The organism is Gilvimarinus sp. 1_MG-2023, assembly GCF_030548285.1.
This window is the reverse complement of record NZ_JAUOSC010000003.1, coordinates 177,452-189,984: the sequence shown is the minus strand read 5'-3', so window position 1 is coordinate 189,984 and position 12,533 is coordinate 177,452. Positions and strand designations below refer to the sequence as shown.

The 12,533-nt window shown below is 51.8% G+C and carries 13 protein-coding genes; 9 read left to right on the top strand and 4 right to left on the bottom strand.

All coding sequences use genetic code 11. The annotated features are described in order from the left end of the window. The first annotated feature begins 42 nt into the window (after positions 1 to 42). From Q4563_RS06340 to Q4563_RS06300, 9 genes are all read left to right on the top strand, one after another. Complete coding sequence (locus Q4563_RS06340; protein ID WP_215977946.1) at positions 43 to 681, top strand: glutathione S-transferase N-terminal domain-containing protein; 639 nt, start codon at positions 43 to 45, stop codon at positions 679 to 681. 44 nt (positions 682 to 725) lie between these two features. Continuing rightward, entirely contained in the window at positions 726 to 1,124 is a 399-nt protein-coding gene (locus tag Q4563_RS06335; protein WP_215977945.1) for a ClpXP protease specificity-enhancing factor, read from the top strand. A 167-nt stretch (positions 1,125 to 1,291) separates the two neighbouring features. Next, positions 1,292 to 1,909 (top strand): Yip1 family protein, encoded by a 618-nt coding sequence (locus Q4563_RS06330; RefSeq protein ID WP_215977944.1) that lies wholly within the window; start codon positions 1,292 to 1,294, stop codon positions 1,907 to 1,909. 193 nt (positions 1,910 to 2,102) lie between these two features. Further along, positions 2,103 to 3,071, top strand: a complete 969-nt coding sequence (locus Q4563_RS06325) for a PstS family phosphate ABC transporter substrate-binding protein (protein ID WP_303603992.1) — start codon at positions 2,103 to 2,105, stop codon at positions 3,069 to 3,071. Positions 3,072 to 3,304: 233 nt separating this feature from the next. Further along, positions 3,305 to 5,509 (top strand): ABC transporter permease subunit, encoded by a 2,205-nt coding sequence (locus Q4563_RS06320; protein WP_303603991.1) that lies wholly within the window; start codon positions 3,305 to 3,307, stop codon positions 5,507 to 5,509. A gap of 17 nt (positions 5,510 to 5,526) precedes the next feature. Beyond that, entirely contained in the window at positions 5,527 to 7,194 is a 1,668-nt protein-coding gene (gene pstA, locus Q4563_RS06315) for a phosphate ABC transporter permease PstA (RefSeq protein ID WP_303603990.1), read from the top strand. Positions 7,195 to 7,210: 16 nt separating this feature from the next. Further along, on the top strand, positions 7,211 to 8,101 hold the full coding sequence (pstB, locus tag Q4563_RS06310) for a phosphate ABC transporter ATP-binding protein PstB (RefSeq protein WP_442903729.1): 891 nt from the start codon (positions 7,211 to 7,213) through the stop codon (positions 8,099 to 8,101). Positions 8,102 to 8,165: 64 nt separating this feature from the next. Then, positions 8,166 to 8,912: a phosphate signaling complex protein PhoU gene (gene phoU / locus Q4563_RS06305; protein ID WP_215977940.1), complete on the top strand. Its 747-nt coding sequence runs from the start codon at positions 8,166 to 8,168 to the stop codon at positions 8,910 to 8,912. 122 nt (positions 8,913 to 9,034) lie between these two features. Beyond that, on the top strand, positions 9,035 to 9,589 hold the full coding sequence (locus Q4563_RS06300; RefSeq protein ID WP_215977939.1) for a thioredoxin family protein: 555 nt from the start codon (positions 9,035 to 9,037) through the stop codon (positions 9,587 to 9,589). Positions 9,590 to 9,610: 21 nt separating this feature from the next. Here the strand turns inward: Q4563_RS06300 and Q4563_RS06295 are convergent, their stop codons facing one another. From Q4563_RS06295 to Q4563_RS06280, 4 genes are read right to left on the bottom strand one after another with little or no spacing between them, the layout of a single operon-like run. Continuing rightward, positions 9,611 to 10,978 carry an ATP-binding protein gene (locus tag Q4563_RS06295; protein WP_215977938.1) on the bottom strand — a complete coding sequence of 456 codons (1,368 nt, stop codon included), beginning with the start codon at positions 10,976 to 10,978 and terminating at the stop codon, positions 9,611 to 9,613. After that, entirely contained in the window at positions 10,978 to 11,658 is a 681-nt protein-coding gene (locus tag Q4563_RS06290) for a response regulator transcription factor (protein ID WP_215977937.1), read from the bottom strand. The genes Q4563_RS06295 and Q4563_RS06290 overlap by 1 nt, the downstream gene beginning before the upstream one ends. 5 nt (positions 11,659 to 11,663) lie before the next feature. Next, on the bottom strand, positions 11,664 to 11,948 hold the full coding sequence (locus Q4563_RS06285) for a PepSY domain-containing protein (protein ID WP_215977936.1): 285 nt from the start codon (positions 11,946 to 11,948) through the stop codon (positions 11,664 to 11,666). A gap of 39 nt (positions 11,949 to 11,987) precedes the next feature. Continuing rightward, entirely contained in the window at positions 11,988 to 12,494 is a 507-nt protein-coding gene (locus Q4563_RS06280) for a hypothetical protein (RefSeq protein ID WP_303603989.1), read from the bottom strand. Between the last annotated feature and the right edge of the window lie 39 nt (positions 12,495 to 12,533).

Below are 12,533 nucleotides of genomic sequence, written 5' to 3'. Positions count from 1 at the left end.
AAGCTCGCCCTTCGTTTTACATTTAATTGTTGAGGTGACCTAATGGGTGTTGTGACTAAGCGCTCATCCATGACTTTATTTTCTGGCCCAAGTGATCATTACAGTCATCGAGTACGCATTGTACTGGCTGAAAAAGGTGTTTCAGTAGATACAGTGGAAGTGGATACCGATAGTAAGCCCCGTGAGTTGGCGGATTTAAACCCCTATAATTCACTGCCTACATTGGTGGATCGAGACTTATCGCTCTATGAGTCGAAAGTTATCATGGAATACTTGGACGAGCGCTTTCCGCACCCGCCATTGCTACCTGTTTATCCGGTTGCACGGGCGCAGAGCCGTCTTTGGATGTATCGGTTAGAGCGCGATTGGGCGCCCAAAGTCGATGCAATATTGCAAGACCCTAACGGTACTAACTCCGACAAAGTTCGTAAGGACCTGCTGGATAGCCTGTTAAGTATTGCGCCGATCTTTAGTGAAATGCCATTCTTTATGAGTGACGAATTCACTATTGTCGACTGCTGTTTGGGGCCTATCTTGTGGCGCTTGGAAATGCTCGGGGTCGCTATACCGAATACCCGCCAAAGTCAGCCTTTAACGCAGTATATGGAGCGCTTGTTCAGTCGCGACTCTTTCCAGCAGAGCCTAACCGAAGCCGAGCGAGAGATGCGCGCAGCGGCTTAAATTCGTGGCAGCTAACCCTGCCCTTTGTAAACAGAGGTATTGATATGTCCATGAGTTCCAGACGCCCGTATATGCTTCGTGCACTTTACGAGTGGATCGTGGATAACAGTTGTACACCCTATGTTTTGGTCAATGCCAAAGCCACCGGGGTGGAGGTGCCTCTGGAGCATGTGAATAAAGATGGGCAAATTGTACTCAATATATCGCCTACCTCGGTAGTGGATTTGGATTTAGGTTTGGAGAGTGTGTCGTTCTCGGCGCGCTTTGGCGGTGTGCCTCGCGATTTATTTATTCCTATTTACGCGGTTTTGGGAATTTATGCCCGAGAAAATGGCCAAGGAATAGTTTTTGAGGCCGAGCCCGAACCACCCACACCACCTGAACCTACCCAGCCGGAAGGTGATAGTGATGCGAAACGACCCAGCTTACGGGTAGTGAAGTAACAAAAGGCGCTTAGGCGCCTTTTTTGTTTGTGATATATATTTTTCTCTATTTAAAAGCGACAGTTATATAGCGATTTCTTATTTGTTGCTGTTGCACAGCCCTTGTTATCTTTGACCTACAGACAGTGTTTCGAATAATAAGAACGACCGAAGTAGGAGTAGTAATTATGGCAATGTTCCAACACACCTTGGGTATTTTCACCAACCCTGACCGCGAGTGGCAACGTATTCGCAGTGAAGAGCAGAGCTTCTTTCGTGTCTATTGGACCCACGTACCTCTGTTAGCTCTAATACCGGTTATTTGCGCCTATTTTGGTGTGACTCAACAGGGGTGGAGTATTGGCAATGGCGGTGTGGTCAAGCTGACCTCTGACAGTGCGCTGATCCTGTGTGGCTTTGCGTATCTTGCCCAATTGGCTGCCGTCTATATTCTGGGAGAGTACATCAACTGGATGAGTCAGAGCTTTGGCGTATCGGATGAGCCCAATAAGCGTCACTATGAGGGCACCGCACTGGCAGTGTATTCCGCCGCTCCGATGATGCTGGCGGGCGTGGTTCTGCTATGGCCGGAACTGTGGCTGGTAGCGGGCGTTTTCATTGCGGCAGCATGTTACTCCATTTATTTGATTTATGAGGGTATTCCTATCTTGATGAATATCCCCCAGGAGCGCGGCTTTATCTACGCCAGCTCTGTTATTACCGTTGGCTTGGTGCTGGCTATCGTGGTGATGGTAGCCACCGTTATTGTCTGGGCTTCAGGCATGGGACCAATCTATGTAAGTTGATGCATTTTTAGAACGACAAATTCTATATGCGACTTAAAAGCGGCTCCGGCCGCTTTTTTGTTGACCCTGCAATAGTAACTGCTGGTTAGGGTTACCGGAATGTGACAGTTTCTTTACCGGCTGTCACATAACTGTCATAAACCCTCGATAGAGTGCGCCCAATGACCAAGTGGACTCAACCGAGGAATCATCCATGAACGTAAAAACATTCATCAAGAGCTTGACGGTAGCCGCTTCGCTGACCTGTGCGCCAGTGTTTGCCGATGTAGACCCCAACTTAGAAGATTACCAAACCACCTCCGGTATCTCGGGCAACATCAGCAGTATCGGTTCCGATACCCTGAATAACCTGATGACCCTGTGGGCGGAAGAGTTCGCCAAATTTTACCCTAACGTCAATATTCAAATTCAAGGTGCTGGTTCATCGACCGCTCCCCCCGCACTGACCGAAGGCACTGCCAACTTTGGCCCGATGAGCCGCGAAATGAAAAGCTCAGAGATTCAGTCCTTTGAGGCGCACTTCGGTTACAAGCCCACCGCTGTGCCCGTTGCAATCGATGTGGTTGCGGTTTACGTAAACAAAGACAACCCGATTGAAGGGTTGACCATGGCTCAGGTGGATGCCATTTTTTCTGCGACGCGCAGCTGTGGTCACAATGAGGATATTACCCGCTGGGGGCAGGTTGGCCTGGAAGGCAATTGGGAGAACCGCGATTTTACAATTTACAGCCGCAACGCGGTGTCAGGTACTTACGGCTACTTTAAAGATATCGCCCTGTGTGGTGGAGACTTTAAGGCCAGCATCAACGAGCAACCGGGCTCGGCCTCTGTCGTTCAGGGCGTGAGTGAATCGATTAACGGCATTGGTTACTCGGGTATTGGTTATGTGACTTCTAGTGTACGTGCCTTGCCTCTGGCCGCCGAAGAAGGCATGCCTTATGCGCCAGCGGACGCCGAGCACTCGGCCGATGGCAGCTACCCAATGGCGCGCTTCCTCTACGTTTACATTAACAAGCACCCCAACCGCGATCTCGACCCTATGCAAGCGGAGTTCCTGAAAATGGTGACTTCTAAGCAAGGGCAAGAGGTTGTTGTACGCGACGGTTATATCCCATTACCAGCCGCTGTTGCAGAGCGTGTTCACAAAGAGTTAGGCCTGTAATTTACAGCTTGCCAGACGTCTAATAATGCGCCTCCGGGCGCATTATTACTTTGTAACAAAAATGTCATAAATCGTTGCTACGATCGCCGCCGATGGCAAAGTAAACGCGGCGTACCACGTCTAAACATCCGGTCAACATAATCAGGAACCAGACTATGAGCGAGACATCTCCCGCTGTGAACGGGACAGAGAGTCTGATGCCAAGTGCCAGTGAAAGGGCTAGGCTGCGAAACGTGAGGCGCCTTAAGGATAGTATATCCAAATGGGGCATCACGACAGCGGGCTTGGCGGTTGTAGGTGCTCTCGGCCTAATCTTTTTCTACTTATTTTCCGAAGTCTTTCCCCTGATGAAAGACGCCGATGTGAACGTGATTGAGAGTTATCCGGTCAGTCAGGTGAGCAGCGCCGACAATCGCCATATGGTGTTGGAGCGCTACGAGCAGATTGGCGCCTCTCTAACCAGCGCTGGCAGCGTCGAGTTTTTTGCCGCCGACCAAGGTAAGACCATGTCCCGCACGCAGTTACCTCTGCCGGCGGGTGCGAAGGTTACCAGTGTGGGTACCAGTACACCCAATGAACGCCTGGCGGCTTACGGCTTATCCAGCGGTGAAATGCTCGTAACGCGCATTGACTACTCACTGTCCTATCCCAACGATCAGCGCAAAATTACCCCAGAAGTGGTGTTCCCTCTAGGAGAGGCGCCTATCGCACTGGACCCGCAAGGGCAGAGTTTGCGCGCTGTGGCCGTGCAAGCCACCGGACGCGGACATGTGCTGGCCGGTATTACGGCAGATAATCGTATTCAACTGGGGGTCTACACCAGCCGAACGAATATGATCACAGGCAAAGTAAGTACTAGCGGTAAAGTCTATACGCTGCCCAGACTCCCCAATGGTGCTCAGGCCCAAATAATTCAGGTCGATAAGACTGCGCGCCATCTGTTGGTGGCCGATGACAGCGCGCAAGTACATTTGTTTTCTGTGGAAAAGCCTGCTGTAGCGACGCTTACCGGGTCGGTGGCAACCGAGCGTGGTCAGATAACGGCAATGGAGTTTTTGGTGGGCACAGGTTCGGTCGTGATTGGCACCGAAGAGGGCAGTGTCAGTCAGTGGCTTTTGGTGCGCAACCCGAACAATATTTATCACTTACTACCTACTCGCGACTTTGACAGCTTGCCCGGCGCGATCACTACCATAGCGCCGGAATATACACGCCGCGGGTTTTTGGTGGGTGACAGTGAGGGCTACCTGGGTATTTACCACGGCACGGCTGCGCGCACCCTGTTAGTTGAACAGGTGGCCGATGCGCCGATTGAGCAGTTAGCGATTTCGCCTATTAACGGCAAAATGCTGATTCTCGATCAAGCGGGGTTGGTTCAAGTGACCGAGCTGTGGAACGAGCACCCAGAAATATCTTTCAGTTCGCTCTGGCAAAAAGTGTGGTACGAGGGTCGGTCCGAGCCCGAGTATGTTTGGCAGGCATCGTCGGGTGGCGATGAGTTCGAACCCAAAATGAGTTTGGTGCCCTTGTCCATTGGCACATTAAAAGCCGCACTGTTTGCCATGCTGTTCGCCATTCCGCTAGGCATTATGGGTGCACTATACACCGCATATTTTATGACGCCGAAAATGCGTGGCTTGGTTAAACCGACCATTGAAATTATGGAAGCCCTGCCTACGGTTATTTTGGGTTTCTTGGCCGGTCTGTGGTTGGCGCCATTTTTGGAAAATCATTTACCGGCTGTGTTCAGTGTGCTGATCCTAATGCCGCTGATGATGGTGATGGTTGGCTACGGTTGGTCGCATTTGCCCCAATCGATTCGTCACCGCGTCTCCGACGGTTGGGAAGCAGCCATCTTGATTGTTCCCATTTTGCTTACCGGTTGGTTCTGCGTGGCCATATCGCCGCACATCGAGGTGTGGTTCTTCGACGGCAGTATGCGCCAGTGGTTTACCAACAACGGCATCAACTACGACCAGCGCAACGCTCTGGTGGTGGGGATTGCCATGGGCTTTGCTGTTATTCCAACCATTTTCTCAATCGCTGAGGATGCCGTTTTTAACGTGCCGCGTCACCTCACTCAAGGTTCACTGGCGCTGGGCGCGACCCGTTGGCAAACCGTTATTGGGGTTGTTTTACCGACCGCGAGCCCGGGTATTTTTTCCGCCGTTATGATGGGTTTTGGTCGCGCCGTGGGTGAAACCATGATTGTACTGATGGCGACGGGTAACAGCCCGGTGGTTAACTTCAATATCTTTGAAGGGATGCGCACTCTGTCGGCTAATGTCGCCGTAGAGCTGCCAGAAACTGCCGTTGACAGTACACACTTTAGGGTGCTGTTTTTGGCCTCGCTGGTGCTCTTGGCGTTGACCTTTGTTGTTAACACCTGTGCCGAAATTATTCGCCAGCGCTTACGCAAGCGCTATAGCAACCTGTAAGTAGAGGCGATCACGAAATGAAAAATTGGATGAAAAGTGGTGCCCCCTGGATTTGGCTTAATGGCGGTGCGGTGGCTTTGTGTATTGTGATGGTGGTCGGCCTGCTCGGGTTGATTGCCATTCGCGGTTTCGGTCATTTTTGGCCGGCCGATATTATGCAAACCACCATTATTAATAAAGCGGGCCAAGAGAAAACCATCCTGGGTGAGCGGGTGCGCTCGGAGGTCATTCCGGCGGCTGTTGCGCGCGATGGCGGTTATGAAGTCGCGAGCGATGTTGAATTGATTACCCGCTTTTTGATTAAAGAGGGTAATCGCGATGTCAGCCCGCGCGATTTTAATTGGTACCTTGAAACAGGTATGGGCGAGCTGAATTACCCCGAGAACGCAGTATCAATTGAACGTCGGGAGTGGGGCAACTTTTACGGTTTTCCTCAGGCATTGACAGAAAACGGTAAAGTGATTGCCACTATCGATGATGAAAACTTTTGGCAGGAGCTTTCCCAGCGAGTGGAGCGTAGTGTCGATCTTCACTCTGACATCAACCATATTGAAAAAGTCGATATTGGGCGAATCAACCATAAGCTAGAGCGTATGCGTTTGGACAAGCGCCGTCTGGAGCTACAAAACGCAGATTCGGCCACCATGGCCGAAGCCGAGGCAGAGTTTAGCGCTCAACGGGCGGAGTTGGATGCTCAGTATCTGGAAGTGAAGGCAGAGCGCGATGCTTTGTACAAATTGCTCGAGCGAGACAGCCTTTTGGCCACCATAGCCAGTGGCAAAGAGACCAGTATTGCACTGCAAAACATTGTGCGTGTGACCCGGCCTAACGCCATGGGTGTGTTTGGCAAAATGGGCCAATACGTGGAGCGTTTTTGGGAGTTCTTAACCGACGAGCCGCGCGAAGCGAATACCGAAGGGGGTATCTTCCCCGCGATCTTTGGTACTGTCACCATGGTAATGGTGATGTCCATCATTGTGACGCCCTTTGGTGTTCTGGCGGCGATTTACCTGCGTGAATACGCGAAACAAGGGCCTATTCTTCGCCTGATACGAATTTCGGTGTACAACCTCGCCGGTGTCCCGTCCATTGTGTACGGTGTGTTTGGTTTGGGCTTTTTTGTGTACTTTCTCGGTGGCAGTTTGGATGAGTTGTTCTATCCCGAGTCTCTACCGGCGCCGACGTTTGGTACCCCCGGCTTGTTTTGGGCCTCATTAACCCTGGCCCTGCTGACCCTGCCGGTGGTTATTGTCTCCACCGAAGAGGGTTTGTCCCGTATACCGACCACTATCCGTCAAGGCTCTTTAGCGCTGGGTGCGACTAAGGCGGAAACTCTGTGGAAAGTGGTAGTGCCCCTGGCGACACCGGCTATGATGACCGGCTTAATTCTCGCGATTGCCCGCGCAGCGGGTGAGGTGGCGCCATTGATGTTGGTAGGTGTGGTCAAGTTGGCTCCATCGCTTCCGATTGATGGCAATTACCCATATCTTCACCTCGACCAGAAAATTATGCATCTGGGTTTTCATATTTACGATGTGGGTTTTCAAAGCCCCAACGTTGAGGCCGCGCGCCCGCTGGTATATGCCACGGCACTGACTCTGGTGTTGTTAATTATTGTGTTAAACCTGACCGCGATTCGCATCCGCAACAGCTTGCGGGAAAAATATCGCAGTGCATCCGATTGATCACGGGGACTAAATCATGTTAGAAACCACAGATGTTGTCGAACGCAGCGACATAAGTACCGATAGCGGTCAAGCCACTGAGCAGGCCGCCGGTGAACAACTAGGCAGCCAACAGACTTTTGCAACTACAGATACTTACCCTATGGATAATGAAACAGTGAAGCTCGAGGTGAAAGACCTCAACTTGTACTACGGCTCTGATAAAGCATTGAAAAATATTAGCTTACAGATTCCTGAGAAGAAGGTTACGGCTTTTATTGGTCCGTCGGGCTGTGGTAAGTCTACTTTGCTGCGCTGTTTCAACCGAATGAATGATTTGGTGGATAGCTGCCGTATCGAGGGTGAAATAGTGCTCGATGGCAGTGATATTTACGCGCCGGGTGTGGATGTTGCCGAGTTGCGCCGCCAGGTGGGAATGGTGTTTCAAAAGCCCAACCCCTTCCCCAAATCTATTTATGAAAATGTGGCCTATGGGTTGCGATTGCAGGGGGTAAAATCAAAGCGAGTGCTCGACACCGTCGTTGAAAACTCTCTGCGCGGCGCGGCCTTGTGGGATGAGGTTAAAGATCGTTTGCACGACAATGCATTTGGTTTGTCCGGCGGTCAACAGCAGCGTTTGGTGATTGCCCGCGCAATCGCCATCGAGCCCGAAGTCATTCTGTTGGATGAGCCGGCCTCGGCATTGGACCCAATTTCAACCCTTAAGATTGAAGAGTTGATTTACGAGTTAAAAGATAAGTACACCATCGTGATTGTGACGCACAACATGCAGCAAGCTGCGCGGGTATCGGACTACACGGCCTTTATGTATATGGGGGATCTGATTGAGTTTGGTGATACAGACACCCTGTTTACCAACCCGAGCAAGAAGAAAACAGAAGATTATATTACAGGGCGTTACGGCTAATTGCTTGCCTTGACAGGAATGAACACCCGGTCATTATGACCCTTTGAAACAAGCGAAGGTCGCTATGGAAATTACCAGTCATACTCATCATATTTCTCAACAGTTTAACATTGAGCTGGATGACATCAAAACTCATCTGTCGGAAATGGGCGGCATGGCCGAGCGTCAGGTAAACGACGCGATTACGGCTATGATCGAAGTGGATATCGAGAAGGCTGAGCAAGTTGTGCGCGGTGACCGCAAAGTAAACTCGATGGAAGTGTCTATTGACGAAGAGTGTGCGCGTATCCTGGCCAAACGTCAGCCGGCTGCGGGCGATTTGCGGTTGGTAATCACGGTGACTAAGGCGATCACAGATTTAGAGCGTATCGGTGATGAAGCAGCCAAGATAGCCCGCCAGGCTATGGCACTGGGGCGCGATGGCGCGGCACCGCGTGGCTACGTAGAGATGCGCCATATCGGCCAGCATGTATCGCGTATGTTGCACGACTCGCTCGATGCCTTCGCGCGTCTGGATCTGGATGTGGCGCTTAAGGTGGTGCAAACCGACAAAACGGTAGACATGGAATACAGTACCGCCATGCGCGAAATGATCACCTATATGATCGAAGACCCGCGCAGTATTACTCGTGTGCTCAATATCATGTGGTCTCTGCGCTCGTTGGAGCGTATTGGCGATCACGCGCGCAATATTGCTCAGTATGTGGTTTACCTGGTTATGGGTGAAGATGTGCGTCACGGCAGTTATGAAGAGATTGAAGAGCAAGTACAGCAGGAGCAGCAGGAGCAAAAGAACTCAGATAAATCCTAGCCTCTTGCGGTAGGGGTTTGCATACATAGGGCCGGCTTTGCCGGCCTTTTGCGTGTTTGGGTGCATTTACATTTGTGCGCTGAGGCGGTTAAATGAGCTGACACTATAATCGAGGAGGTCATATGGCTCGTACACCGTCCAACATGCTGCCGCTGGGTACAGCTCTACCAGAGGTGCTGCTGCCCGACGGCGCCGGAGACTCATACCCATTGCGAGATAGCGTCAAGAACAATGGTTTGTTGGTGATGTTTATTTGCAATCACTGTCCCTTTGTTTTGCATATTGCCGATTATCTACCTACCTTAGCGCGAGAATTATCAGCACTGGAGATCGGTACGGTGGCGATAAGTTCCAATGACGCGGTGCAGCACCCCGAGGATGGCCCCGACAAAATGGTGGCTTTTGCGGCCCACCACAATTTCCCATTCCCCTATTTGTACGATGAGGCCCAGACCGTGGCGCAAGCGTTTGATGCCGCCTGCACACCCGACTTCTTTTTGTTTGATGGCAATTTAAATCTGGCCTACCGTGGGCAGATTGATGCTGCCCGGCCGGGTAATGACACCCCGGTCAATGGCGTGGATGTTTTGGCTGCAGCCCGGGCACTTGCCGCTCAAGAGAAAGTCAGTGATCGGCAAGTACCTAGCCTGGGGTGTGGTATCAAGTGGAAGCTCTAAATGAGTATCCATCTCTTAGTGTTAATCTTTCACTTCGCTCCCGGGTAGCTTGACGGTAAAGCGCGCTCCCCCCAAAGGCGAGCGAGATATTTTTAATTGGCCGTGATAACCCGCGGCGATATCGGCACAAATAGCCAGCCCTATACCCTGGCCGGGTTTGGAGGTGTCCAAGCGCTGGCCCCGCTCCAGAGAATTGTCGCGCAAGGTTTCGGCAATACCGTCGCCGTCGTCGTCCACCGTAATCTGCAATTGCTCTTGTTGTAGCTGAGCGCTTAAGGTGACTTGTCCCTGGCCGTATTTGCAGGCGTTATCGAGCAAGTTGCCGAGTATTTCCAATAAGTCTTGTTCATCACCGACAAACGCCAACCTCGCGGGGACATCAATCGTGAAGTTGATGTTTTTATCGCGGTAGATTTTTTTTAATGATGCGGTAATACGCTCTGCCGCCTCGGTAAGTAAAATACGGCTGCGAGTCCCTGAGCCGTGTTGATTAGCGGCGCGTTGCAATTGATATTTCACGACTTGATCCATCCTTTCGATTTGTTCAAGCACCTGGCGTCCATACACGCCGGCCCCGTCGGGTATCGGTGCGGATTTTAACACTGCCAGCGGCGTTTTAAGGCTGTGAGCCAAATCGCTCAAACTGTCTCGGTAGCGTTGGCGCAAATGACTTTCGCTTTGCAGAACCCGGTTAAGCCGGGTGACTACTTCTTGTATTTCACCTGGGTATTCACCGCGTAATTGAGCGGTTTCGCCCCGGTGCATTTGGCCCAGCGCACGGGCTAAATAACTGAGTGGTCGCAGCGCCCAGACAAGCAGTAAAGCCTGTATGAATATCACCGATGCAGTGGCGAGTAAAAGACCGCGCCACTGCTGCTGGCGGAAGGCCTTAAGGGCACTGTAGTAGCTTTCGCCGCTGTGTACCAGAGCAAAACGGTATGGATTTGTAACACCTCGGTCCGTTTCCCACAAAACATCAAAGCTGGCGTAGAAGCTATCTTCAGCGTCGGTCGGCAAGTGCGAGAGAACAAGCTCGCCCGGAGATGGTTGAGCGCCAAAAACACCGGCTCCGGGGGTCGGCTCAATCAAGCGGCTAGAGCTAGACTGCCAGATTAAATCACCCTGTGCGTTATACACAAAAGCATAGACGCCGGAGTTGGTTTGTTCCAGATCGGGTTCAATCAGTACACTGGGCAGATTCAGTGAATCTCCATCCATTTCCGCCAAAGAGAATAGCAAATAAAAATAGCGCTCTAAGCGGACTTGCTCGGCGGCTGATAAGCTGCTGCGATAGGCTCGGTCTTGCGCGAGGCCCGCTAAAATCAATACCAGCGGCAATACTATCAACGAGCCGACCAGCAAGCGGGCTTTTAGCGTGGTTTGAGCCACTAGCCGTTTTGCTCCAGGTTAAAACGATAACCCAGCCCGCGCTGAGTGCTAATCATATTGAGGCTGCCATCGGGGTCGAGTTTTTTGCGCAGCCGGCCGATAAACACCTCAATAACATTGCTGTCGCGATCAAAATCCTGATCGTATAAATGCTCTGTCAGTTCAGTTTTGGAAATGGCTTTGCCGGTGTTGAGCGCTAGGTAGGCCAGAGTATTGTACTCGTAGCTGGTCAGCTCGATGATATTGCCATCCAGGCGAACGGTCTTGGCCTGGGTGTCTAGCGCTAAAGGACCAAAGTGAGCGACGTTTTTGGCCAAGCCGTGAGCGCGGCGCAGTAGCGCTTGCACCCGCGCCATCAATTCCTCGGGGTGAAAGGGTTTGGTTAAATAGTCGTCAGCGCCGGCCTCGAGCCCCTCAACCTTATCTTGCCAGGCGTCGCGTGCGGTGAGAATGAATACTGGGTAGAGGATGTTTTGCTCGCGCAGCCGGCGAATCAGGCTTATACCGTCAATTTCGGGTAGACCGAGGTCAATAATGGCCAGATCATAGGGGTTTTCACTGGCTAAAAATAGGCCTTCCCGGCCATCGGTGGCACTGTCACAGGCAAAGCCCGCTTGTTGGCATTTCTCTACGATGGTGTTGTTTAAAGTTACTTCGTCTTCGACTACGAGCAGTCGCATAGGGGTTACCCCATTGGGCGGCCATTAGCCGCGTCGATGATAACCGAGTGTATTCGTCCCGATTTTTGCAAAATCTTCACCCGATAAGCGCGCCGACCTTTCAGGTTGATGGCCTTGACATCAATCACCTTGCCGCCGTATTTCTTGCGGGCAATTTGGCTTGCTTGGGCGGCGCTAATAGCGCACTTGGCCGCTGTTAAATAGGGCGTGTTAGTAACTGGGCTGGCCCAGGCCGCCCCGTTGATGCATAACAGGCAAGAGAAAATAGCGCTAAGTAACAGTGGTTTCATGGTTGCGATTTCAGCTGCTTTGGTGGTGTTATTGTAGCACTATCGATGGTGCCTTTGCGGTCTGTGGTGCGATGCATGTTTGGGGGTTTGGCGACCGTGCAGCTCAATTCGGTGACCCGGCTTGTGAGGTGTCACCATGCTATAGGTGTCTCCATGGTAGCGATAGGTGACTCGATAGCCGGTCACAACCGTTTGGCGTTGGGTTTGGAATTGGGTGCTACAGTGGCGCAGCTTCGAGGTTGAGTGGCGATCAATACTGTGGCCGATTCCAGCCCCGATCAGACCGCCAATCAGTGCACCTTTGTGGTCGCGTTGTTGATGCAGGCCAACTATGCTGCCGATAGCACCACCGATGACGGTGTGTGCCCGCGAGCCTTTTGAGGATGTGCAGTGCTGCACCGGTTGACGGCTCACACGGGTCTCATACACAGGCTCACTATGTATCACCAGTCCGTAATCTGCGCGTGGCTGGTGGGCTTGGGTATGGCCACTCAAGGTTAGGGTCGAGACTGCCAAAAATACGGTAAAGGATGGAAGATATTTCATTGTCATTCTCCAGATATTAACCAGTTCAGGCTCAGTCTG